Consider the following 22,510-nt stretch of genomic DNA (forward strand, 5'->3'; position numbering starts at 1 on the left):
CCTCACCACTGAAGCAGCGCCAGTTCGCTGTACAGATAGTCGATGCCGGCGGCGGGCACGGTCTTGCTGCGGAACATCTTCGTGCGCGGTGACGAGAGCCGGCGTCCGAACCCGGGGGTGAAGCCGAGGATGCGCTCTTCTGCCAGGGTCGCGGCGATGCCGTGACGTAGCAGCAGGTGCGAAGCGACGGCCGGCCACGCGGAGCGCAGCAGAGCCGGGCTGCCCCCGACGTAGAGCGGCGTGGCGAAGATCGGCAGCCGCTTGCGGCGATCCCTCCGGAACACCAGGTACGCGTAGTCGTCCCCATCCGTGACCAGAAGATGACGGGCCGCCGCCGCATCTCGATGATCCCGATGGATCGTGGCGTCCGCGCCGCGCAGGGTCGCTGTCAGCGCTGCGGGGTCGGCCGAGATCGCGACTCCGCGCTTCGCGGGCCACGGCAGGTTCGGGGTGAGCACGGTAGGGCCCTCGAGGGTCGCGAAGCCGAGTCTGGCGTTCACCGCGACGACGTTCCCGCTCGGCGAGAGGTCGGTGAACACGTCGCATCGCTCGCCGAGGATCGCGCGCAGCAGTCGGATGCTGTGGGCACGATGCCCCTCGAGCACGCAGAACGCGGCGAGATTGCAGAAGCGCCGACGCTCACCGTCGATCTCCCGCTCGGAGTACACCGCCGCGTAGACGCCGACGACCCGATCGTCCTCGAGGAGCTGGAACCCCCGGTTCGCGGTGCCCGCCTGCCAGGGCGGCCGCAGCAGCGCAGCCCATGAGGAGACGGTCACCCGACTGTTCAGCTCACGGTGCAGGAAGGCCGCGACGGCGTCCACGTCGGCCTCGAGGACAGGCGCCAGACGGGGCGACGCGTCGCTCATCCGCCGGTCTTTCTCTCGCACTCGATCCCCACCGCGCCACCCTTCGTCGCCCGCTCCGCCGCTCGGTCCCACGTGAGGGTTCTCTCATTCGACCGGGCATTTTGTCGCTCGTGGGCAATACTGCCAGTAGCCCTCCCGAACCCCCCTCCAGGATCGACCATGAATCATCACGCCCCGCCCGCCGCTCCGGCCGCCCGAAACCGCATCCGGTGGGTGCTCTCCGCGGCGATCGCGTTCGCCGTCGCCATCACCGGTTTCGCCACCGCTCCGGCCGTGGCCGCGCCCTCCACCACCGGCATCTTCGCCGACGACCTCAAACCGACGATCGCGGTCGACGCGGACCGCGCAGCGGTCGAGCTCGGGGTGAAATTCTCGCCGCAGAAGAACGGCACCGTGACAGCGCTGCAGTACTACCAGGGCAGAGGTGCGCGCGATGTCACGACCGCCACGCTGTGGACGGCCGAGGGGCGGGTGCTCGCGCGTGTGAGCTTCTCGAAGTCCACCACCGCCGGCTGGCGCACCGTACCGCTGTCGACGCCCGTCTCGCTGAACGCCGGCAGCACCTACGTGGTCTCGTATCACGCGCCCAAGGGCGGCTATCCCGCCATCGCACGCGATCTCGGCGTGGCGAAGACCCAGAACGGATTCGCGCTGACTGCCGGGGCGGGGGTCTACCGCTATGGACAGACGGGCAGCGTCCCGACCTCGTCCTACCAGGGCTCCAACTACCTCGTGGACGTCGTCTACCAGGCATCCGCCGCGCCGACCTCGACTCCCAAGCCGACGGCGACCCCGACCGCGACCCCCAAGCCGACGGCGACCCCGACCGCGACCCCCACGCCGACGGCGACCCCGACCGCGACGCCCACGCCGACGGCGACCCCGACCGCGACCCCGAAGCCGCCGACCCCGACGCCGACGCCGACGCCGACGACCACCCCCGCTCCCCCGAGCACCGGCGGCTTCACCGCACTCGGCAGATCGTTCCCGAACTCGGCGACGACGGGCGTGCCCGCGGGGACGACCCTGTCCGCGTACACCGGGCCGTGCACGATCCAGGCCGCCGGGACGGTCATCGACGGCAAGGACGTGAAGTGCTCTCTGCGCATCCTCGCCCGTGACGTCGTCGTCAAGAACTCCCGGATCACCGGCACGATCTACGCGGACTACAACGACGGCATCGGCTCCTTCACCATCACCGACAGCGAGGTCTTCGCCGGCAACGGGGCGGCGACGGGGATCGGCGACGCCTTCTTCACCGCAACGCGGGTCGAGGTGACCGGTGGAACCCGGTCGATCAACTGCTACGCCAACTGCACGGTGCAGGACTCCTACGTGCACGGCCAGTGGCACGACACCTCCGGCGTGAACCATGAATCAGGCATCCGGATCAACACGAACAGCACCCTGATCCACAACACGATCGCGTGCGATGCGCCCGATTTCGCACCGGATGCCGGATGCTCGGCCGCTCTCACCGGCTACCCGGACTTCGATCCGGTGCAGAACAACCGGGTGGAGAACAACCTGATCGTCGCCGGATCCGGCGGCTACTGCGCCTACGGCGGGTCGACCGCGGGCAAGCCCTTCTCGGGCCAGACCCGGGACATCCGCTTCATCGACAACGTGTGGCAGCGCGGCACCTCGATGGGTGACGGCGGGCGCGGCTACGTGTGCGGGTGGTGGGGGCCGATCACGTCCTTCGACATCAACGCTCCCGGAGCCGTGTGGCGCAACAACCTCTACGACGACGGAACGCCGGTCGCCCCGGCGAACTGAGCGGGCTCGCGCCGGCGCACCTCCGCGAAGGCGGCGCGCCGGCGTCGCTGCTCCAGCAGCAGGACGACGGCGATGCTCGCCCCGACGCCGAGCGCGAGCGTCATGCCCAGCGCACGAGGACGACTGCCCCCGACGTGCGTGATCCGCGTGGACTCCGGCGCGGCGATCGCGGTGATCTCGTTGACCGCGTCCACGCCCATGCTGTTCTGCAGCGCGGAGAGCTCGGCGGAGACGCGGTCGAGCACCTCGATCTGACGCGCGCGCACCGCTTCCTCCGTCGGGCCGACGACATCGAGCACGAGTCGCTGCGTGGCGAAGTTCGAACTCCACTGCCCGCCGGTGTCAGGCAGTCGCAGCGACCATCCGTCGCGCACGCCGAGCCCGACGAGGGTGACATCGGGGCTGGCGAACTTCGGCACCTCCGCCGGACCGGTGACCCGCTTGGCGACGACCCCGGCCATGTCGATGACGTCTTCGGACTGGGTGCGCAGCGCATTCGGGTAGGTCGGGCTGGTGGGGGCCAGGAAGATGATCTCCGTGCGCGTGAAGTGCACGCCGTCATCGTCGACGACGGTCAGCGCGACCAGCACCGTGCAGAGCGCGCCGACCAGCACCACGGGCCAGTACCGCAGAATCGCCCTGAGAAGCTCCCAGAAAGTCATAAGTCCCCTCCAATAGACTAACGCTCGACCATGATCGCGAAGGCGCGCCGGTGGGGGGGATGCCTGTGGTACTCGATGTCGTCAAGGCTCTGGCGCGCCGCTGGTACGTGGTGCTCGTCGGACTGATCCTGACCGTGGGCCTCGCGTCTGCGGCGTACGTCGCCACGCCCTCCGAGTACAACGCGCGGGCGCTGGTCCTGCTCCTGCCCGGCTCGAACACCGTCGGCGACGGCGGCAACCCGTTCCTGGCGCTCAGCGGGCTCGAGCAGCCGGCGAGCATCGTCGTGGCCTACTTCTCCAGCGAGTCCGCACAGACCGAGGTCGCCGATCGCTGGCCGACCGCGGAGTACCGGGTCCTCCTGGACGACTCGACGCGGGGTCCGGTGATCTCGGTCGACGTGACCGACACCAGTGCCGAGTCGACCCTGGCCACCCTGGACTACCTGCAGAACCGGATTCCGGAAGAGCTCGCGCGCCTGCAGGGCGAGGTCGACGCGCCCGCGGCATCCGTCATCACCTCCATGCCGCTCGCCGTGGACGCGGAAGCGTCCAGGGACTCCTCGGCGACCATCCGAAACGTGATCGCCGCCGTCGTGGTCGGACTCGTCCTCACCGGCTTCGTCGCCTTCGCCATGGACGGGATCCTGCTGCGCAGGCGCGCACGCCGGCCGGCTCCGCCCCTGCCGCCGATCGAGGACGAGTTCGCGGAGGATGCCGCGGCGACGCCGCCGCCGAAGGGCCATCGCCGTCGCCGACGCACAGATGCGGAAGCGGAGCCCGCCACAGCCGACGAGTCCACCCCCGCCGATGACGGCGACCCCGTGGAGATGCAGGCGGGACGCGGCAGTTGACCCAGGCGCTGGTGCCGCTGCGCAAGACCCGGACCCGACCCGACGCGGTGGGCTGGCTGACGCTGTACCTGATCCTGCTGCTGTTCCTGCCCACCCGGCTGGTCCTCGGACCGCTGGGCAGCGCCGGGGCGCCGTCGCTCCTGTTCGGTCTCGGGAGCCTGCTGCTCTGGCTGCTCATGTTCATCGGCGCCGCGCGGCGGGTCTCATCCGGCCCGCAGCCGATCCGGATCGCCCTCGGGGTGCTGCTGTTCTGCGTCGGCGTCTCGTACGTGATGGCCATGACCCGGCCGCTCAGCCCCGACGAGACCAGCCCCGCCGATGTGGCCCTGCTCGCGCTCGCGTCGTGGGCCGGCACGCTGCTGCTCACACACGACGGCATCGACGACCGAAGCCGGCTCGAGACCCTCATCTGGCGCTTCGCGGTCTGCGGCGGACTCATCGCCGCGCTGGGCCTGTTCCAGATCGCCACGCGCCAGCTGTGGGTCGACCAGCTGTCGATCCCGGGCCTGTCCGGCGAGCCGGTGTACACGCTCGGCTCGCGCGGCGGCTACCCACGCCCGCCGGGCACGGCGACGCATCCCATCGAGTACGGCGTGATCCTGGCCATGCTGCTGCCGATCGCGCTGTACGTCGGCTTCGCGCAGACCCACCGCGGACCGGTCGTGCGGTGGCTCCCCGCGGCGGCGATCGGCGCCATCATTCCGCTGACCTCGTCGCGCTCGGCCTATCTCGGCGCTGCGATCGCGCTCGTGATCTGCATGGTGGGGTGGACGCGGGCTCGACGGCTCCGCGTCACCGGGCTGGTGGCGGCAGGCCTCCTGGCGATGCTGGTGCTGACGCCGAACTTCGTGAACTCCATCGCGGGACTGTTCACCGGGGCGGGCGATGATCCGAGCATCACCTCCCGGACCGACGGCTTCGCCGTGGCGGGGAACTTCATCGCGCAGAACCCCTGGTTCGGACGGGGGCTGGGCACCTTCCTGCCGAAGTACCGGATCTTCGACAACCAGTACCTCCTGCTCCTGGTGACGATCGGCATCGTCGGCACGCTCGCGTTCCTCGCACTGGGGGTCACTGCCGCCGTCACGATGTTCCGGCTGCGGACGCGCCTGCGCGACGAGGCGTCCCGCGATCTTGCGATGGCGCTGGCAGCGGCGATCTGCGCAGGGTTCGCCTGTCTCTTCATGTTCGACGCGTTCGCCTTCCCCATGACGATGGGCACGCTGTTCCTGATCCTCGGCATGGCGGGCGCGCTGCGCCGGATCGAGGCCGCCAGGGCCGGGCTGGCTGCGCTGCTGCGATGACCGAACCCACCGTCGACATCGCGGCAGTCATCGTGACCTTCAACAGCGAGGCCCACATCGCGGGCATGCTCGACAGCATCCCGGCGGCGATGGGCGACCTGTCCTGGTCGGTCGTCGTCGTGGACAACGGCTCGACCGATCGCACGATCGAGGTCCTCGAGTCCCGTGCGGACTGCACCGTCGTCCGCTCCAGCAACGACGGCTATGCGGCCGGGATGAACCGAGCGGTCCGCCACTCGCCGGAAGCGTCGGCGATCCTCATCCTGAACCCCGATGCCGTGCTGGATCCGGGTTCGGTGCCGACGATGCTCGCCGTGCTGCGCAGACCCGGCACCGCCGTCGTCGCGCCGCGCGTGCGCGAGGCGGACGGCAGCCTCTCCCCGACGCTTCGCCGCGGCCCGACGATGGGGCGGGTGGGCGGGTTGAGCTTCACCGGCTGGGCGGTGTTCACGGAGCGCATCGAGGACCCGTCGGCGTACGAGACCGAGCACGAAGTGGAGTGGGCGGTGGGGGCGATCCTGCTCGTGGACAGCGCGCGCTATGCCGCGCTCGGCGGGATGGACGAGTCGTACTTTCTCTACTCCGAGGAGACCGACTTCAGCCTCCGCGCCAAGGATGCGGGGTGGTCGACCGTGTACACGCCCGCGGCCGGCGCGATGCACATCGGGGGCGGGTCCGGTGAGAGCGCGACGACCCACACGATGAAGATCCTCAACCGGGTGCGGCTGTACCGCCGTCGAACGGGCACGCTCCGCGCGTCGGTCTACTTCGGCCTGACCGTCGCGACCGAGATCCGGCGGGCCCTTCTCGGCCACGACAAGTCCTGGCCGACCGTCCGCGCGCTGGTGCGCCCGACACGTCGACCGCCGCTGCTCGGGGCGAGCGACGCGCTCCTGCCGCGATGAGCACGCGGGGAGGCTGCCGACGATGAAGGTCGTGATGATCGCGCCGGCGTGCGACGGAGAAGACATCGGCGAGGCGTGGGTGGCGTTCCAGTGGGCCAGGATGCTGGCGGAGCAGACCGACCTCACCCTCCTGACGACCTACAAGCGGGGTCACACCCCGTCAGCGCTGCAGCTGCCGGGTGTCCGGGTGATCGAGGCGGAGGAGCCGCCCGGGGTGCACCGATTCGAGCGCCTGAACAGCCTGATGCAGCCCGGCTACGTTCCGTTCTTCCTTCGCGCCCGCCGCTGGTTGCGCCGCCGGCTGGCCGAGGGCGAGCGGTTCGACGTCGCCCACCAGGTCGTGCCGGTGGCGATGCGCTACGCCTCGCCCGCAGCCGGACTCGGCATCCCGCTGCTCCTCGGTCCGGTGGGCGGCAGCCTGGAGTCTCCTGCGGCCTTCGCGCAGGAGGAGGGCTCGACGCCGTGGTGGCAGCGGTTGCGCGCGCTGGATGCCTGGCGCATCAGGCACGACCCGCTTCTTCGCCGCACGTACGAGTCCGCCGCCTGCGTGATCGGCGTCGCGCCGTACGTCGGCGAGTTCCTGAGCGGGCTCCGGCTGCAGCGATTCGAGATCATGAGCGAGACGGCCGTCCTCGAACTCCCTGCCCCGATCGATCGATCCGACAGGGCGGGCCCGGTTCGCCTGCTCTGGGTCGGACGGATCGTGCGCACCAAGGGGCTGCGCGACGTGATCACCGCCCTCTCGCTCGTACCCGACCTGGACGTGGTCCTCGACGTGATCGGCGAGGGCAACGATCGGGCGGCCTGCGAGGCGCTGGCGGCCGAGCTCGGCGTCGCGGAGCGCGTCGTGTTCCACGGCAAGGTCCCGCGGGAGGAGGTCGACGGGTTCTATGAGCGCGCGGACGTCTTCGCCTTCCCGAGCTATCGGGAGCCCGGCGGCAACGTGACGCTCGAGGCGATGGCCCACAGCCTTCCGGTGATCGTCTGCCGTCGCGGCGGTCCCGGCGCGAACGTCGACGATTCGTGCGCGTTCCGGCTGGAGTCCGACTCCCCCGCCCAGCTCGCCGCCGACTGCGCGGCGGCCGTCCGCGCGCTGGTCGAGGATCCCGAGCTGCGGCAGCGGATGGGTCGCGCCGCCCACGCGCTGGTGGAGAGCAGCCACCTGTGGACGCATCGCGTGCAGCGCGTCATGCGGATCTACGACGAGATCGCGGCGCAGCCGCGCGCCGGGTCATCCCACCCGGAGTGATCCCTGCGCGCTCGACAGCGAGGCCGGCTCGCTCGATGAGGCCACGACGAGATTCGTGACGAAGGCGACGGAACTGGGTCGCGGATCGACGCGCGCGTTCAGCACGTCCTGGACCCAGTCGCCGCGGACGAAGTCGAGGTCGCCCAGCGGGCGGAGGATCTCCGGGTGCTGACGCCAGTGCGCGACGACCTTCGCCGCCAGGATCGTTCCGCCGGCCGGTGGGCGATTGCCGCGCCGCAGACGCTGCACTGCTTTGCGAGCGGCCCTTCGACCGGTGCGCGCCACATCCAGGACGGGTTGCCACGCTCCGGGATCCGCGTAGGTCGAGGGGGCAGGGCGTCCGTCCAGCGGCATCACCCCGAGCTCTGGGTCCAGTTCCATCTGCAGCGCACCGAGGAATCTCGCGTGCGCCTTGTCCTGGGGTCGGAGGCGGGCCGCGATGTCCAGGAACGCGGCGTCGAGCATCGGGTTGACGATGGTGCGCTGATCGGAGACGGCGATGTCCGTGGCGCCCGCCCATCGTTGCATGCGGTTTCCGGCATACAACTCGTCCGCCGCGCGGAACCATTCCTCGCCACCCGCCTCGAGCGCCGCGTACACCTCGTCGTTCGCGACAGCGCGCGCCCAGGCGCTGAACTCGTGCGTGAGCAGACCGGGCTCCACGGCCTCGTTCACGAACATCCGCCACGAGGCCAGTTCCTCCGCGTCGCCGCGGCTGTACGCGCGGTCGCGGATCCGGCCGACGTAGTAGAAGCCGCGCGCCATCTCGCCGCCGAGCCCCGAGATGCGCACACCCTGGTCGAAGTCGCGCTCCGCGATCCGCTGCGCGGCGAGCGCGACCGGGTCGGCCATCGCATCCAGGCGGATCGCGTCCGCCCGGCACAGCTCCCAGGCGACCGCGGGGCTGACCGTGCCGACGTCTGCGAGCCCGTGCACGGTGTGGCGGATGCCGTAGCGCTCCGCGATCACGCGGGCGCGCGCCACATCGCCCGACCCTGGGACCTCCAGCGTCATCGCCCGAAGACCCCGGCGGCGCCGCGCCGGGATGGCGCTCAGCAGGAGCCGCGAATCCATCCCTCCGGTCAGCTGCAGCACCGCGTCGGGGTGGTCGTCCAGCAGGGCGTTCAGCGACACCCGCAGCACATCGGCGGCCCGCCGGACGGCGTCGTCCATGTCGATCGGATCTCCCGCCGGCTCGCGCGACCGGCGCACATGAACGCCGGCCGCGTCGAGCCGGGCGCTCGCACCCGGCTCGAGTTTGCGGATCCCCTCGAAGAGGGTCCGCTGCCCCAGCTGCCAGCCGAGCAGCGACTGGACGCCGATCGCCGTCCGATCCAGCGGCGCTGATGCGGCCCATCCCGCGTGCAGGGCGGAGCTGGACATCACCGGTCCTTCCGCACGGCAGGGCGCGGAATGGAACAGGTGCTGGAATCCCAGTGAGTCCGCCACCATCGACACTCCGCCGGGTTCGGCGCCGACCGCGCCGAACGGCGGCAGCAGCCCGGCGAGCGAGCCCGGGTCGGTGCGCAGCAGTGCGGCGATCTCGCCCTCGTCCACCGAACCGCCGGCTCGCCGGTGCACCCGCGACACGACGAACACCGGCCACTGCTCGGACGCGGCGCGGAGCCCCCAGTGGTCCATCGTCACCGCACCGCAGCGCACGCGCGTCGCGCCTGCCGCGGGGCGGTCGCCCGGCGACGCGGCATCCGTCCGGCGCGCGAGGAAGCCGGCGAGGGCAGCGGGGTTCATCTCACGGCGGACGCGAGCTTCGCGTCGACGAAATCGCTCAGCGTGCCGACGGTGTCGAACAGCTCCGCGCCGAACTCGTCGTCGTCGATGGTGATGTCGAAGCGCTCCTCGATCGCGGCCACCAGGGCGACCACCCCGAACGAGTCCAATTCGGGAAGCGCGCCGAACAGCGCGGTGTCGGGGGCGAGCTCGCCCGGCGACTGCGAGAGCTCGAGGCTCTCGATCAGCACGGTGCGGACGGCATCGAGGTTGTCGTTCATCGGGTCTCCTTGATCTCAGACGAGGACTTCGGCGGGGGCGGCGTGCCCCAGGAAGGCGGTCGGGCTGGCGGTGAGGCCGTAGGCGCCGGCCTGGAAGATGACGATCAGATCATCGACGTCGGCATCCGGCAGGGCGAGGTCGTCGCCGAGCAGGTCGAGCGGGGTGCACAGGCATCCGACCACCGTCACCGCATCGTCCGGGTCCGCGTCGACGCGATTGCCGACGACCAGCGGATAGTTGCGACGGATCGCCTGGCCGAAATTGCCGGATGCCGCGAGCTGATGGTGCATGCCGCCGTCGACGACCAGGTACGTCCGTCCGCGCGAGAGCTTCCGGTCGAGCACGCGGGTCACGTACACGCCGCATTCGCCGACGAGGTAGCGCCCCAGCTCCAGCACCGGTGTGGCGTCGGGGAAGCGCTCGGCGATCGGTCCATGGACCAGTTCCCGGAGCCCCTCGGCGACGGCGCCCAGATCGAGCGGCTGATCCTTCTCCGTGTACGGGATGCCGAACCCGCCGCCCAGGTTGAGGTAGCGCATCGGCCGTGGGAGGTGCACGGCGAGCGTGCTGACGAGGTCGACGGTGCGCCGCTGCGACTCGGCGATGATCCCGGCGTTGAGGTTCTGCGAGCCGGCGAAGACGTGGAAGCCGAGCACGTCCACCCCGGCAGCGGCGATGCCGCGCAGGACTGCCGGCACCTCTTCCGAGTCGATCCCGAACTGCTGCGGGCCGCCACCCATCCGCATGCCCGACCCCTTGACGGCGAAGTCCGGGTTGACGCGCACGGCGATCGTCGGGGTGAGCCCGAGCTCGTCGCCCGCGGCGATGACGCGACGAAGCTCCGTGGTCGACTCGATCTCGATGAGCACACCGGCCGCGACCGCCTGGCGGATCTCGGCGGGGGTCTTGCCGGGTCCGGCGAAACTGATGCGGTCGGGACGGATGCCGGTGTCCAGCGCGACCTGCATCTCCAGGCCCGAGGCCACATCGATCCGGTCCACCCGCCGGGCCATATGCTGCACGAGCGCCGGCATCGGGTTCGCCTTCATCGCGAAGCTGAGGTCGATGCGCGACGGAAGCGTGTTGCGGAGCGCGTCGATCCTGTTGTCGAGCACACCCCTGTCATACGCGAAGAACGGCGTCGAGCCGACCCGGGCGGCCAGCCGGCTGAGCGGCATGCCCCCGACTCGCAGCTCGCCGTCCCGCGTGCCGAACGCGGCCAGGTGCTGGTGGGCCATCATGCGGCCACCTCCGATTTCAGCAGCGCGCGGTCGAACTTGCCGTTGGGCGAGCGCGGCAGCTCCCCGCGGACCTCGATGCGCGCGGGGACCATGTACAGCGGCAGGAGCCGGCGCAGCGCTGCGATCAGCGCTGCGACGTCGAGTTCGGGCTGCACGGGGCTGGCGATCAGCAGGATGCGCTGCCCCAGCGCGGCATCGGCGACCCCGAGGGCGACCGCGTCGCGGACGAGGCCGGTGCTGTACGCGGCCTCTTCGATCTCGGTGGGACTGACCCGGTAGCCCGAGGTCTTGATCATGTCGTCGGAGCGACCGACGAAGAAGAGGAACCCCTCCTCGTCCGCGACGACGGTGTCGCCAGACCACACCGCCAGCTCGGGCGCACGCCAATCCTGGCCGGCGTGCGTCACCGGCCGGAACCGCTCTGCGGTGCGCGCCGGGTCGTTCCAGTACCCGAGGGCGACGAGCGCGCCGCGGTGGACCAGTTCTCCCGGCTCGCCTGGCCCGCAGGGCGTGCCGTCCGGCCGCAGCACGAGGATCTCGGCGTTCGGGATCGCCTTGCCGATCGAGTCGGGGCGCCGGTCCACCTCGGCGGGGTCGAGGTAGGTCGAGCGGAAGGCCTCCGTCAGCCCGTACATCAGGTACGGGTCCGCCACGGTGAAGGTGGCGCGCAGGCGATCGAGGGTGGGTCGCGGCATCCGTCCCCCGGTGTTGGCGAAGTACCGCAGCCTCCGCGCGGCCTCCTCGGGCCAGGGCACGTCGGCCAGCTGCAGCCAGAGCGGCGGCACCGCCGTGAGCCCGGTCACGCCGTGCCGCGCGCAGAGCGCGGGAACCTCGCGCGGCAGCAGGTAGTTCAGCAGGATCACATGCGCCCCCACGCAGAACGCCGTGGTGATCTGGCTCAGGCCGGCGTCGAAGCTCAGCGGCAGGGCGCTGAGGATCACGTCATCGCTCGTGTTGTGCAGGTAGGTGCTGACGCTCTCGGCGCCGACGAGGAGGTTGCGGTGGCTGAGCACCACGCCTTTGGGCTTGCCGGTGCTCCCCGAGGTGTACAGGATGGCCGCGGGGTCGACGTCGATCGCCGCCGGCTCGCCGAGTCCGCCGTTGGGCGCGGATGCCGCCCGCCAGGCGTGCAGCCCGTAAGGGACGTCCTGCCTCGCAACCCCTGCGCACTCGCCCACCACGACCACGTGCTCGATCCGGGCCTGCCGCAGCAGGTCGGCGAGCTGGCGGAGCCGGTCGGCCGTCGTCACCAGGATGCGCGCGCCGCTGTCGCCGAGGATGTGCTCGACCTGTGCGGGCTTGAGCACGGAGTTGACCGGCACGAAGATCCCGCCGGCCGCGGACACCGCGAACATCGCGACGACCGTCTCGATGCGCTTCTCGAGGAGGATCGCCACCCGGTCGCCTCTGCGAAGCCCCAGTTCCCGAAGATGCCCGGCGACGGATGCCACGGCCGCCGCGACCTCTGAGTAGGTCGCGGTCTCGTTCTTGTACGTGAGGGCGGGCGCGTCGGGGAGCCGCTGCGCGGACTGCGTGAGCAGGTGGTGGAGATTCGAGCGGATGCCGGTCACGACCCGTACACCTCGTCCTCCACGATCCGCACGACCGCGTCGCCGGTCGGCTGCCACGACCGTCCGCCCGCCGAGGCGGCGGCAGCGATCGCGTTCGCCTCGCGGTCCGGTGCGGTCACGACTGCGGCGAGGGCGCCCGCAAGTGCGCCGGCGGTCGGCTCGGCCCAGCGGACGAGCGGGTTGGGCAGCACCGCGTGCGCCAGCGGCATGTCGTTCACGACCGGGATGTTGCCGGCCGCGAGCATCTCCTCGGCGACGAGGGTGATGTTGGTGAACGACATGGCGAGCCCGGCGATCGTCCTGCCGTACAGCTCGTTCAGCTCGTCGGTCGACAGGCGGCCGTGGAAGGTGTGCGGCACGTCGAATCCGCGGGGCGGTGCGCCATAGATGTGGATCTCCTGCTCCGGGTGCGCGCGGTGGAACAGGGTGAGCGCGACGCGCGCGAGCTGGTAGCCGCGACGGGCGTAATCGGGACGACAGTAGAAGACGATCCCGTGCCGGGCCGGCTGCGGCGAAGGCAGGCGGTACGCCGACGAGTCGCATCCGAACGGCACGACGTCCGAGTGCAGGCCGGTCTCCTCCCGGATCATCCCGTCGAGCATCTCGCCCAGCGCGATGCGCCGGAACGGCAGGCGGTAGGTCATCGCGGCGAATTCGTGCTCGGCACCGTGGCCGTAGAAGTGCGGCTCGTAGTCCTGGATGAAGTACAGCCGCCGCATCGGCGTCCGGCCGTAGCGGACGATGAGATGGGCCGACTCCCAGCCCGAGGCCACGACCGCGTCCAGGTCGCGGATGCCGTCAGCCACGTCCCGCACCTCCGCCCGCAGTGCGGGCCAGTGACGCCGGACGACCTCCTGCAGCGCAATGGCGTCCATCCCGTGACGGTCGGAGAAGTAGAGGACGCACCGGTGCCCCTGCGCTTCGAGCGCCTCGACCATCCGGAACAGGGTGGTGTGCCCGCCTGAGCCTGGAGCCGGCGCCGTGCAGACCCATCCGATGGTGAGCGGATCGCCGCGGACGGGACGCTCCTGCGGGACGGGGAGGTCGTCCGGCACCTCGGCCAGGATGTCCTCGTCGGCGATCTGGAAGAAGAGGTCGGCGGCGCCGGTGTCGCGATAGGCGCGCCAGGCGAGGCGCTGGGCGACGCCGCGCGCCCCGACCTCGCGTGCGCGACGCGCCGTGGCCAGCATCCGGCTCACGGACGCACCCACGATCGATTCAGACACCGGAGACCACCCATCGCGCATAGGAGACGTCCTGCCGGGCACGGCGTGCGGCGCGTCGGGCGAGCGCGGCGACGCGGGCAGCCGGTCCGGATGCCGCGTCCCGCTCCACCCGCTGGAACGACGACCACTCCCGCGCGGCCGGCCAGATGCGCGCGGCGAACGAGAGCAGCTCGTCGTCCCCGCCGCGCGGGTGCCCGCGGTCGTGCGCGGCCGACGCGAAGCGGAGCGCATCGCGTGCCAGCGCCCGACGGGCGTCGTCGTGCAGCGCGCTCGCACCGGGAACGCGATCGCCGACGCGGCGGAACACGCTCGCGAACGCATCGGCCCGTGCTTCCAGGTCGACGAGGGTGCCCGATCCGTCGGTCTCGCTCATGCTCCCGCCGTGCTCGCGGTGCAGGGCCTGATCCGCCCCGCCGACCCAGCCGACGTCGCTGACCGCGGCGACCCGCATCGCGATCTCCATGTCCGGTGCGTACGGGACCGCCGGGTCCATCGGGCCGATCTCGGCGAGGACGCTCGAGCGGAGCACCATCTCCGGGTTGGTGATCGCGCTGACGCCGAGCCGGCAGCGCTCGGCGAGCCAGTCCCGCCCGCGCCACACCGTCCACCGGACGTCGGTCGTGCGGCCGGCGGGCGGTTCGGCGGACTCGAAGTGCCGCGGGTGCCCGTAGACGAGCCCGACGCCGGGGCACGACTCCAGGAGTGCTGCGGCGCGTGCGAGCGACCCGGCAGCCAGCAGATCGTCGGCGTCCAGCTTCACGATGTACGCACCCGATGCCGCCGCCCACCCGGTGTTGAAGGCGCGGACATGACCGCCGTTCTCGGCCCGCGCGAGCACTCGGACGGACGGATACTCGGCCGCGAGCCGGCGGGCGACCTCGAGGCTGTCGTCGGTCGAGACGTCGTCGACCACGAGCACCTCGACCTCGACACCCTCCTGCAGGACCGCGCTGCGCACGGCGGCCGGGAGGAACCGGGCGTAGTTGTAGCAGGGGATGACGACGGAGACCAGCGGCCGAGCGCGGGGCGCCAGCCTCGGCGCGGGAATCCGGGCGATCGGGCGCAGCGGCGACGGTGCGAGGCGAGCCGCCAGCCGCAGCATCCGTCCCGACATCGCGTGCGACTCGGCGTATCCCGTCCAGGTGCGCACCCGCGTCGCTGGCGCCACCGCGAGATCACGCGACATCGTGCACCGCCACGCCGACCCGCTCCGAGCCGCGGATCGCCCGCACGTGCTGCCGCAGCCACGGCCACCCGACGAGCAGGTAGACCGCGACGGCGCCGAGACCGCCGACCAGCACCGCCCCGACCGGGTTCTCGATCAGCAGACGTGCGCCGATCGCGACAGCGACCGCGGGGACCGCCGCCACCGTCGGCCACCACGCCGCCCGCAGGATCGTCCGGAAGCGGACGCCGGCCGAGCGCAGCGCCAGCGCGTATGCGGGAAGGACCACGACGACCGCCACGACCACGTGCACCCATCCGGCGCCGACGATCCCGAACGCCTGCGTGGCGAAGATCATGCCCACCACGAGGACCGCGAGCCAGGCGAGCTGGATCCACAGCACCGGCCGCGACCGCCCGCGGGCGTAGAGGAAGCCGGCGAAGAGGTCGAAGACCACGCGCAGACTGCCGTAGAGGCCGAGCGCGGCCAGCACCGGCGCGGCGGGCAGCCATTTCGCGCCGTAGACGACTTCGATGAGCGGCGCGCTGAGCGCGGCCAGCACCGCGCCGGCGGGGAGCGCTCCGGCCCAGGCCACCGCGACGACGGGGGCGAGTCCCTCGCTCCCGCTGCCGGTGCGCGAGAAGTACGGCAGCGAGATCGAGCGCACGACCTGCGACAGGGCGCTCATCGGCCAGCCCGAGATGTTGAAGGCGAGCACGTAGAACCCCAGGGCGGCAGCGCCGGCGATGCGCACCAGGATGATGTTGTCGACGTTCAGCAGCGTCCAGGAGAGCAGGTTGGCGGCGGCGATGGGCAGGCCGAAGGCGAGCACCGGCCCGATCGCGGCGCGGTCGATGCCGAACCGCGGCACCACCCGGGCCAGCACGAACTGCATGACCGTCGAGACGACCTGCGCCGCCACGCGTCCGATCGCCAGGCCCAGCGGACCCAGGCCGATCGCGACGAGGGCCAGGGTCACCGTCGTGGAGACGAGGAAGTCGGCGACGCCGACGAAGAAGAGCTCGCGCTGCTGGAACCGGCGCTGCAGCATCGCGTACGGCACGACGCTCGCCCCGGCCAGCACCAGCGTGAGCGAGAGCACCGAGATGGCGGGCGCCGCCGCGGGGGCTCCGAGCAGGTCCGCGATCGCGACGCTGGAGGCCAGCGTGATCGCGGTCATGATCGCGCCGCTGGTAAGCCCAAGGGTGGCGACGGTCGGCGCGATGCGGTCGGGGTCGTCGCTGCGGATGAGGTCGGCGGACAACCCCAGGTCGGCCACGGTGATCAGGATCGCCTGCACGGTGAGGGCGACCGCGTAGACACCGAACTCCTCGGGGCTGAGCAGCCGGGCCAGCACGATCCCGACGACGAGTCCGCCCAGGCGCAGCACGATCGTGCTCACGCCGCTCCAGGCCGCGCCGCGCGTCGCCTGGGAGCGCAGCGTCGCGCGGTGGTCACTCATCGAACGGGTCATCGTCGGCGACCTCAGAGCCCGAGCGCCAGCTGGCGACGTGAGCGGATCTTCCAGCGCAGACGTTCGGCCGAGCGGATGCCGCGTGCCCGCCGTCCCTCGATCGCGGTGCGATCAGCCCAGCGCCAGACCGGGGTGCGCACGATCTCCGGCGCAGTCTCGCGGGCGAAGCCCTGGAGCTCCGAGAGCACCTCGGCCGGGGCGCCTTCGGCCCGCAGCAGCGCGCCGCGAAGCAGGGCTTCGCGCGCGACCGAGCGTCGCGCGGTCGCGGCGAGCGCGTCGGCACCGGCGAGCCCCGATCCGTCCGCGGCGAAGAAGCGCTCGTAGACGTCTCGCACCTGCCGCATGTCATCGAGCACTCCGCCGTACTGGCTGGAGTGCATGTTGGCGCCGTGATCGCTGCGGTAGTACGCCTGGCGGGGTCCGGCGACGAAGCCCACATCGCTGACGGCGGCGGCCTGCAGCCACATGTACATGTCGCCGGCGTGCGGGAAGTCGAGGTCGTAGCCGCCGGTGCTCAGGTACACCGAACGACGCATCACGGCCTCGGGGTTGACCACTGCGTTGCGCCCGCGGCGCACGAGTCGGTCGATCCACTCCTCGCCGGTCCACAGCTGCCACCACCCGCCACCGGCGCGGACCGCTGGCAGCTCCCCGGAGAAGAACTCCACTCCGCCGTAGACCAGGCCGACGTTCGGATGCGCCTCCATCAGCGCGACAGAACGGGTGAGCGAATCGGGGGTGAGGGCGTCATCGGCCGACAGCAGCACGACGTAGTCGCCGGTCGCCCTGGCCAGTCCGTCGTTGTACGTGCGGATGTGCCGCATGTTCTCCGCGTGCTCGACGAGCGTGATCCGCTGATCGGCCGCGGCGATACGGCGCGCGATCGCATCGCTGCCGTCGGTGGATCGGTCATCCACGATGATGATCTCGAGGTCGAGGCCGCGCTGGTCCAGTGCCGAGTCGACCGCCGTCTGCAGGAACTGCCCGTAGTTGTAGTGCGGGATCACCACGGTGACCTTCGGGCGGCGGAGCATCCGCGCGGGGCGGACGATCCTCATGACGCGATCCGCTCGGTCGTGCGCCGGAGCGCTCCGGCCAGCGCGCCGACGACCTGCTCCTGCTGCGCCTCGCTCAGGTGCGGGAACATCGGCAGCGACAGGATGCGGCCCGCTGCCGCCTCGGCGACCGGGAACTGTCCACGACGGTAGCCGAGCGATGCGTAGGCGGCGGTGAAGGGCACGGGCGTCGGGTAGTGGATGCCGGTGCCGACGCCCGCCGCAGCAAGCACGGCCGCCACCCGATCACGGTCGTCGACACGCACGACGAAGAGGTGCCAGACGTCGTCGTTGCCCGGGCGCACGGCGGGCAGGCGCACCCCGTCCAAGCCGGTGAGCATGGCGGCGTAGCGCGCCGCTGCGGCCCGGCGCATCGCGTTCCAGCCGTCGAGGCGCCGCAGCTTGGCGCGCAGCACGACCGCCTGCACCGCGTCGAGGCGTGCGTTGACGCCGACGACATCGTGCACGTACTTGACGGCGCTGCCGTGGGCGCCGAGCGTGCGCACGCGCGCCGCGAGGGCGGCGTCATCGGTCATGACCGCGCCCGCATCGCCCGCGGCGCCGAGGTTCTTGCCGGGATAGAAGCTGGTCGCCGCCACCCGTGACAGCGCGCCGGCCCGACCGGCCGCGGAGGCGGCGCCCTGCGCCTGGGCGGCATCCTCGATCACGACCAGGTCGTGGGCACGGGCGATCGAGGCGATCTGCTCCATCGGCGCGGTCTGCCCGAACAGGTGCACCGGCACGATCGCGCGGGTGCGGGGCGTGATCGCCGCCGCGACGGCGTCCGGGTCGAGGAGGAGGTGGTCGTCGTCGACATCGACGAAGACGGGCACGGCGCCGATCCGCGAGACCGCCTCGGCGGTGGCGATGAACGTGTTCGCCGGAACGATCACCTCGTCGCCCGTGCCGATGCCGACCGCCCGGTACGCGAGCTCGAGCGCGTCGGTGCCGTTCGAGACCCCGATCACGTGGCGCACACCGAGGTAGTCGGCGAACTCGCGTTCGAACGCGTCGACCTCCGGGCCGCCCATGAAGGCGGCCGATTCGAGCTGGGCACGCCAGACCGGGAGCACCTCGTCCACGATCTCCGCCTGCTGGGCGCCGAGGTCGACGAACGGCACCGCGTCCAGGAACGGCAGGCCGCCGGTCATCCCCGTGCCTCCAGTTCTCGAGCGGGCACCCCTGCCCAGGTCCGATCGCCCGGGACGTCGGCGAGCACCACGGCGCCCATGCCGACCGTCGCGCCGCGGCCGATCTCGACGCCCTGGCGGATCGACGCGTTCATGCCGACGTACGCGGCCCCGCGGATGCGCACCGACCCGCCGAGCGCGACGCCCGCCGCGAGCGTCGCGAAATCATCGAGCACGCAGTCGTGCGTGACGGTGCAGTTCGGCATCACCACGACGTGGTGACCGATGCTCGCATCCGCGGTGACGACCACGCCGTCGAGCAGGATGCTGCCAGGGGCGACCGTGCTCGTCCGGCCGATCCGGGCCGACCGCGCGACGTACGTCGCGTACCGGTCGAGGCCGACGCCGGACTTCGCGAGTCGGCGTACGACGCTGCGGCGGCTCGCGCTCGGCCCGATGCACACCAGCAGCGACTCGTCGCGGTCGGTCGCCGCTGAGACCGCGCCGACCACCGGGATGCCGTCGATCTGGCTGCCGTGCAGCGTCTGGTCATCGTCGAGGATTCCTGCGACGCCGGTGATCCCGGCGGCCAGGACCTCCCGCACCAGTCCGCTCGCCCCCACGAGCAGCAGCCCCGCGCTCATGCCGCGACCCCGGCCGGTGCGCGCAGCACCGCGATCACGCGATCCTGCTCGTCGGCGGTCAACGTGTGGAACACCGGAAGGATCAGCGTGGTCTCGTTCAGGCGTTCGGTGACCGGCAGCCCGCGCTCCGGCGTCAGGGAACGGTACGGCGGCTGGCGGTGCGCGGCCATGATGCCGCGTCGCGCCGAGACGTCGGCGTGGGCGAGCGCCTCGAGCAGCCCCTCGCGATCGGTCGGGTACTCGTCGAGGACCTCGACCCAGAAGGACTGGTAGTTGCCGGTGCCGTACGACGGGTCGGCGACCGCGCGAAGACCCGGGATGCCGGCGATGGCGCGCTGGTAGGCCGCCGCGATCTCGCGGCGACGCCGCACGATCTCGGGCAGGCGCCCCAGCTGGACGATGCCGACGGCGGCCTGCAGGTCGGTCATCCGGAAGTTGAAGCCCACCTCGCCGTACTCCTCGGCCGGCGGCAGCACCGAGCGGTGCCGGTCGGCGGCCGAGACGCTCATGGCGTGCTCGCGGAGGTGACGCGCCCGCGCGGCCCAGTCCTCGCGCGTCGTCGTGAGCATGCCGCCTTCGCCGGTCGTCAGGAGCTTGCGCGGGTGGAACGACCACGCCGAGATCTCCGCGCCGGCGCCCACGGGGCGCCCTTTGTAAGTCGAGCCGGCGCCGCACGCGGCATCCTCGATCACGACGATTCCGAGCCGGTCGGTGACCGCCCGGATGCCGTCCAGGTCGACCGGCACCCCGCCCTGGTCGACGGCGATCACGGCGCGGGTGGCCGGCGTCAGAGCTGCCGCCACGGTGTCGCCCGTGAGGTTGCCGGTGCCCGCGTCGACGTCGGCGAACACGGGGTCGGCACCGACGTAGCGGACCGCGTTCGTGGTGGCGATGAACGAGAACGAAGGGATGACGACCTCGTCGCCCGGCCCGATCCCCGCGACGATCAGCGCCAGGTGCAGGGCGGTCGTGCAGCTCGTCGTGGCGACGGCGTACGGCGCCTGCATCGCGGCGGCGAACTCCTGCTCGAAGCGCAGGACGCGCGGGCCCTGTGCCACCCAGCCGCTGGCGATCACCTCCGCGACGGCATCCGCCTCCTCGGTCCCGAGCCAGGGCACCATCACGTTGATGCGGGCGCTCATGCGCGGACCGTCCGGCCGGCCGCGATCTCTTCCCGCAGCGGGGCCCACCAGTCCACCAGCATCCGAAGACCCTCCTCGATGCCGATGGATGCCTCGAAGCCGAGGTCGCGCCGGGCGGCCGTCGTGTCGGCGAGCCGGCGGGGAACGCCGTTGACGGCGCGCTCCGGGCCGTGCTCGACCCCCAGGTCCGAACCCATGACCCGCAGCAGCGCCTCGGCGAGTTCGAGCAGGCTGGTCTCGGTGCCGCTGGCGATGTTGTAGTCGCCGTCCACGATGTCGCTGGCTCCGGCCAGCACGTTCGCACGGGCGATGTCCGGCACGCAGACGAAATCCATCGTCTGGCGGCCGTCGCCGAAGATCAGCGGCGGCTCGCCGTCCGCGATCCGCTCCATCCAGCGCACCAGCACCTCGGTGTACAGGCCGTGCACGTCCATGCGGGGCCCATAGACGTTGAAGTAGCGCAGGATGACGTAGTCCAGGCCCTGCATCGCCCGGAAGCTGCGCAGCAGCCCTTCGTTGAACGATTTGGCGGCGCCGTAGAGCGTGTCGTTGTTGTGGTGGTGGTGCCGTTCGGTCGTCGGGAACTCCTCCGCGAGGCCGAACACGGATGCGCTGGATGCCGCGATGAGCTTGCGCACCCGGTGCCTCGCCGCCGACTCGACGACGTTGAACGTGCCGTCGACGAGCACCTCGAGAGCCAGCCGCGGCTCCTCGGCGCACTGCGTGATGCGGATTGCGGCCTGGTGGTAGACCAGGTCCTTGCCGGCGGTGAGGTCATCCACCAGCGCAGCATCGCGGATGTCGCCGTCCACGAGCGTGACCCGACCGGTGGCCAGTGCGTGCTCGAGGTTGCCGATGCGCCCGCGGACCAGGTTGTCCAGCACGTCGATGTGCGCGGCCCCGGCGTCCAGCAGCTGGTCGACGAGGGTCGAGCCGATCGTGCCGGCACCGCCCGTGACGAGGATGCGGGAGCCCTCCAGCCGCGTCATCGGACGACTCCCCCGCTGACGAGCTCGACGGCGAGCGGTTCGAGCGGTTCGAGCGGCTCAGGCGCGCCGCCGCGCTCGAGGCTGCGGTTCGCGGCCTCGAGCACCGCCAGCACCCGCAGACCGGCCTCGCCACCGGTGCGCGCGCTGCGGCCCTCCCGGATCGCCGCGGCGAACTCGGCGGCGACGCCGGCCAGCGCCTCGCCCTCGGGCAGCGCCGGCGACCACGTGTCGCCGAGCCGGTAGGAGATGTGCGCGGCACGCGCGTCCGCTGCGCTGCCCTTCGACACCTGCTCGATGTCGACGCCCCGGTCGTAGACGCTCAGCCGCTGCTGGGGGTTGAGGTCATCCCACACCAGCGTGCGCTTGGTGCCGCCGATCACCATCTGGCGGATCTTGGTCGGGCTCAGCCAGTTGGCGTGCACGTGGGCGACCGCTCCCCCGGCCAGCGGCATCGCGAGGTAGCCGATGCACGCCTTGCCGGTGCGCAGCGGATCCGCCCCGTGCGCCGCCACGCTGGTGGTCCGCAGGCCGCCGGGCAGCACGAAGTCCATGATCGACAGGTCGTGCGGCGCGAGGTCCCAGAAGACGTCGACGTCGGGCTGGATGAGTCCCAGGTTGATGCGCACGCTGTCGACGAAGAGGATGTCGCCCAGGAACCCGTCGGCGATGAGCTCGCGGATCTTCAGCACCGCCGGCGTGTAGCAGTACGTGTGGTCGGCCATCAGGACCAGACCCATCTCCCCCGCGCGCTCGACCATCTCGCGGCCGGCGACGCCGCTGTCGGCCAGCGGCTTCTCGACGATGACGTGCTTGCCAGCCTCCAGCGCCGCCATCACGATCGCATGGTGCGTGCGCGCCGGTGTGGCGATCGCGACCGCGTCGATCAGCGGATCAGACAGGACGTCGTGCAGGTCGTCGGTGACCGGCACACCGCCCACCGAGTCCGCGACGCGACGCGCGCGATCGATGTCGAGGTCGCAGATCGCGGCGAGATGCCACGCCGGACCGGTCCGGAAGTTGCGGGCGAGGTTCGGACCCCAGTACCCCGCTCCGATGACAGCAATGCTCAATCGCGCCGTTTTTTCAACGACGGATGCCCCGTTCCCCATGTCTCCCCAGACTGTCCGCAGCACCGCGAAAGCACCCGGACCACCCGCCCCAGCAGGTGTTTCAGTACCGACGGCCGCTGACGCGCTTCCCACAGCGCACGACCCTCGATATCCCCAGGGGAGAAGTATAGCTTT

At 71.5% G+C, this 22,510-nt stretch carries 20 protein-coding genes; 5 read left to right on the forward strand and 15 right to left on the reverse strand.

Annotation, left to right across the window (positions count from 1 at the left end):
• Positions 1-2: 2 nt before the first annotated feature.
• Entirely contained in the window at positions 3-869 is an 867-nt protein-coding gene (locus BLT19_RS17010; protein ID WP_091492794.1) for a hypothetical protein, read from the reverse strand.
• 159 nt (positions 870-1,028) lie between these two features.
• On the opposite strand from BLT19_RS17010, the gene BLT19_RS17015 reads away from it, so the two are divergent.
• Positions 1,029-2,648 (forward strand): DUF4082 domain-containing protein, encoded by a 1,620-nt coding sequence (locus BLT19_RS17015; protein WP_091492797.1) that lies wholly within the window; start codon positions 1,029-1,031, stop codon positions 2,646-2,648.
• Here BLT19_RS17015 and BLT19_RS17020 read toward each other — a convergent pair.
• The gene (locus BLT19_RS17020; protein WP_197672991.1) at positions 2,612-3,310 is read right to left on the reverse strand and encodes a hypothetical protein; all 699 of its coding nucleotides are present in this window, start codon (positions 3,308-3,310) and stop codon (positions 2,612-2,614) included. The genes BLT19_RS17015 and BLT19_RS17020 overlap by 37 nt on opposite strands.
• Positions 3,311-3,369: 59 nt before the next feature.
• Between BLT19_RS17020 and BLT19_RS17025 the strand changes: the two genes are divergently transcribed.
• Genes BLT19_RS17025 through BLT19_RS17040 form a run of 4 tightly spaced genes read left to right on the forward strand, consistent with a single transcriptional unit; the run spans position 3,370 to position 7,619 of the window.
• Entirely contained in the window at positions 3,370-4,161 is a 792-nt protein-coding gene (locus tag BLT19_RS17025) for a YveK family protein (protein WP_091492799.1), read from the forward strand.
• Positions 4,158-5,465: an O-antigen ligase family protein gene (locus BLT19_RS17030; protein ID WP_091492801.1), complete on the forward strand. Its 1,308-nt coding sequence runs from the start codon at positions 4,158-4,160 to the stop codon at positions 5,463-5,465. Before BLT19_RS17025 ends, BLT19_RS17030 begins: the two co-directional genes overlap by 4 nt.
• Positions 5,462-6,370 carry a glycosyltransferase family 2 protein gene (locus tag BLT19_RS17035; RefSeq protein ID WP_091492803.1) on the forward strand — a complete coding sequence of 303 codons (909 nt, stop codon included), beginning with the start codon at positions 5,462-5,464 and terminating at the stop codon, positions 6,368-6,370. Before BLT19_RS17030 ends, BLT19_RS17035 begins: the two co-directional genes overlap by 4 nt.
• A gap of 22 nt (positions 6,371-6,392) precedes the next feature.
• The gene (locus BLT19_RS17040; protein ID WP_091492806.1) at positions 6,393-7,619 is read left to right on the forward strand and encodes a glycosyltransferase family 4 protein; all 1,227 of its coding nucleotides are present in this window, start codon (positions 6,393-6,395) and stop codon (positions 7,617-7,619) included.
• On the opposite strand, the gene BLT19_RS17045 is transcribed toward BLT19_RS17040, so the two are convergent.
• Genes BLT19_RS17045 through BLT19_RS17105 form a run of 13 tightly spaced genes read right to left on the reverse strand, consistent with a single transcriptional unit; the run spans position 7,602 to position 22,375 of the window.
• Positions 7,602-9,368, reverse strand: coding sequence for an asparagine synthase-related protein (locus tag BLT19_RS17045; protein WP_091492808.1), 1,767 nt, complete (start codon positions 9,366-9,368; stop codon positions 7,602-7,604). The genes BLT19_RS17040 and BLT19_RS17045 overlap by 18 nt on opposite strands.
• Positions 9,365-9,628 (reverse strand): acyl carrier protein, encoded by a 264-nt coding sequence (locus BLT19_RS17050; protein WP_091492811.1) that lies wholly within the window; start codon positions 9,626-9,628, stop codon positions 9,365-9,367. Before BLT19_RS17050 ends, BLT19_RS17045 begins: the two co-directional genes overlap by 4 nt.
• Before the next feature lie 15 nt (positions 9,629-9,643).
• Positions 9,644-10,870 carry a pyridoxal-dependent decarboxylase, exosortase A system-associated gene (locus BLT19_RS17055; RefSeq protein ID WP_091492814.1) on the reverse strand — a complete coding sequence of 409 codons (1,227 nt, stop codon included), beginning with the start codon at positions 10,868-10,870 and terminating at the stop codon, positions 9,644-9,646.
• Complete coding sequence (locus BLT19_RS17060; RefSeq protein WP_231917706.1) at positions 10,867-12,441, reverse strand: acyl-CoA ligase (AMP-forming), exosortase A system-associated; 1,575 nt, start codon at positions 12,439-12,441, stop codon at positions 10,867-10,869. Before BLT19_RS17060 ends, BLT19_RS17055 begins: the two co-directional genes overlap by 4 nt.
• Positions 12,438-13,667, reverse strand: a complete 1,230-nt coding sequence (locus tag BLT19_RS17895; protein ID WP_231917707.1) for a rhamnosyltransferase WsaF family glycosyltransferase — start codon at positions 13,665-13,667, stop codon at positions 12,438-12,440. Before BLT19_RS17895 ends, BLT19_RS17060 begins: the two co-directional genes overlap by 4 nt.
• A complete protein-coding gene (locus BLT19_RS17070; RefSeq protein ID WP_091492821.1) occupies positions 13,660-14,853 on the reverse strand; it encodes a glycosyltransferase family 2 protein in 1,194 nt (397 codons plus the stop codon). Before BLT19_RS17070 ends, BLT19_RS17895 begins: the two co-directional genes overlap by 8 nt.
• Positions 14,843-16,294, reverse strand: a complete 1,452-nt coding sequence (locus tag BLT19_RS17075; protein ID WP_157681892.1) for a lipopolysaccharide biosynthesis protein — start codon at positions 16,292-16,294, stop codon at positions 14,843-14,845. The genes BLT19_RS17070 and BLT19_RS17075 overlap by 11 nt, the downstream gene beginning before the upstream one ends.
• A gap of 23 nt (positions 16,295-16,317) precedes the next feature.
• The gene (locus BLT19_RS17080) at positions 16,318-17,364 is read right to left on the reverse strand and encodes a glycosyltransferase (protein ID WP_091492827.1); all 1,047 of its coding nucleotides are present in this window, start codon (positions 17,362-17,364) and stop codon (positions 16,318-16,320) included.
• Positions 17,361-18,512 carry a DegT/DnrJ/EryC1/StrS family aminotransferase gene (locus BLT19_RS17085; protein ID WP_091492829.1) on the reverse strand — a complete coding sequence of 384 codons (1,152 nt, stop codon included), beginning with the start codon at positions 18,510-18,512 and terminating at the stop codon, positions 17,361-17,363. Before BLT19_RS17085 ends, BLT19_RS17080 begins: the two co-directional genes overlap by 4 nt.
• On the reverse strand, positions 18,509-19,135 hold the full coding sequence (locus tag BLT19_RS17090; RefSeq protein WP_091492832.1) for a NeuD/PglB/VioB family sugar acetyltransferase: 627 nt from the start codon (positions 19,133-19,135) through the stop codon (positions 18,509-18,511). Before BLT19_RS17090 ends, BLT19_RS17085 begins: the two co-directional genes overlap by 4 nt.
• Positions 19,132-20,277, reverse strand: coding sequence for a DegT/DnrJ/EryC1/StrS family aminotransferase (locus BLT19_RS17095; RefSeq protein ID WP_231917708.1), 1,146 nt, complete (start codon positions 20,275-20,277; stop codon positions 19,132-19,134). The genes BLT19_RS17090 and BLT19_RS17095 overlap by 4 nt, the downstream gene beginning before the upstream one ends.
• Positions 20,274-21,266, reverse strand: a complete 993-nt coding sequence (locus BLT19_RS17100) for an NAD-dependent epimerase/dehydratase family protein (protein WP_091492834.1) — start codon at positions 21,264-21,266, stop codon at positions 20,274-20,276. The genes BLT19_RS17095 and BLT19_RS17100 overlap by 4 nt, the downstream gene beginning before the upstream one ends.
• Complete coding sequence (locus BLT19_RS17105; protein WP_091492837.1) at positions 21,263-22,375, reverse strand: Gfo/Idh/MocA family protein; 1,113 nt, start codon at positions 22,373-22,375, stop codon at positions 21,263-21,265. The genes BLT19_RS17100 and BLT19_RS17105 overlap by 4 nt, the downstream gene beginning before the upstream one ends.
• Positions 22,376-22,510: the final 135 nt, after the last annotated feature.

The organism is Microbacterium pygmaeum (assembly GCF_900100885.1).
In the GTDB taxonomy this organism is placed as follows: Bacteria; Actinomycetota; Actinomycetes; order Actinomycetales; family Microbacteriaceae; genus Microbacterium; species Microbacterium pygmaeum.